The organism is Nocardia farcinica (assembly GCF_029867845.1).
GTDB classification, from domain to species: Bacteria; Actinomycetota; Actinomycetes; order Mycobacteriales; family Mycobacteriaceae; genus Nocardia; species Nocardia farcinica_A.
Genome location: NZ_JARWRU010001140.1, coordinates 1 through 1059 on the forward strand (window position 1 = coordinate 1; position 1059 = coordinate 1059).

1 protein-coding gene is annotated in these 1059 nt (G+C 71.8%); it reads right to left on the reverse strand.

Annotated elements, in window-relative coordinates:
• On the reverse strand, positions 1–1059 hold a 1059-nt coding region (locus QH283_RS25420), incomplete at both ends, for an LLM class flavin-dependent oxidoreductase (protein ID WP_280505459.1).

Below are 1059 nucleotides of genomic sequence, written 5' to 3' on the forward strand. Positions count from 1 at the left end.
TTTGTTTTTACGCCCCCTGGGCCGGGGGCGCCGGGGGGGGCTTGGCCCCCCCCGGCGGCGGGGGCGCGGGACGGGGAGGGGTGGGTCCAGCGGCCACGCCGGGCCAATTCGGGCAGCACGCCCTCGCCGAAGTGGTAGGCCTCCTCGAGGTGCGGGTAGCCCGACAGCACGAACTCGCTGATGCCTGCCGAGGCGTATTCCTCGATCAGGTCGGCGATCTGCTGGTGCGAGCCGACGAGCGCTGTGCCCGCGCCGCCGCGGACCAGGCCGATGCCCGCCCACAGGTTCGGGTGGATCTCCAGGCCGTCCTTGGTGCCGCCGTTGAGGGCGAGCATGCGCCGCTGGCCCTCGGATTCGCTGCGGCGCAAGCCCGCCTGGACCTGGCGGATCTGCTCCTCGGAGATGCCGGCGAGCAGCCGGCCCGCCTCCGCCCACGCCTCCTCGGCGGTGTCCCTGGCGATGGTGTGCAGGCGGATGCCGAAGCGCAGTTCGCGGCCGTGTCCCTCGGCGGCCCGGCGCACGGCGTCGAGTTTGGCCCGCACGGCGGCGGGCGGCTCGCCCCAGGTGAGGTAGACGTCGACATGCCGCGCGGCGACCTCGATGGCCGCGGGCGAGGAGCCGCCGAAGTACAGCTGCGGTAGCGGGTCGGGGATCTGGTTGAGCTGAGCGTTCTCCAGGCGGAAGTAACGGCCCTCGTGGTCGACGACCTCGCCGGTCCACAACGCGCGCACGATCTCGAGGTACTCGCCGCAGCGGGCGTAGCGCTCGTCCTTGTCCAGGAAATCGCCGAACATCCGCTGTTCGTGACTCTCGCCGCCGGTGACGACGTTCAGCAACAGCCTGCCACCGCTGAGGTTCTGGAAGGTGCCCGCCATCTGCGCGGCCAGGAACGGCGAGATCAGGCCGGGCCGGAAGGCGACGAGGAACTTCAGCCGCTCCGACACGCTCGACAGCATGGCGGTGGTGATCCAGGCGTCCTCACACCACGCACCGGTCGGAGTGAGGGCGCCGACGTAGCCGAGCTGCTCGGCGGATCGCGCGATCTGCCCCAGGTAGGGC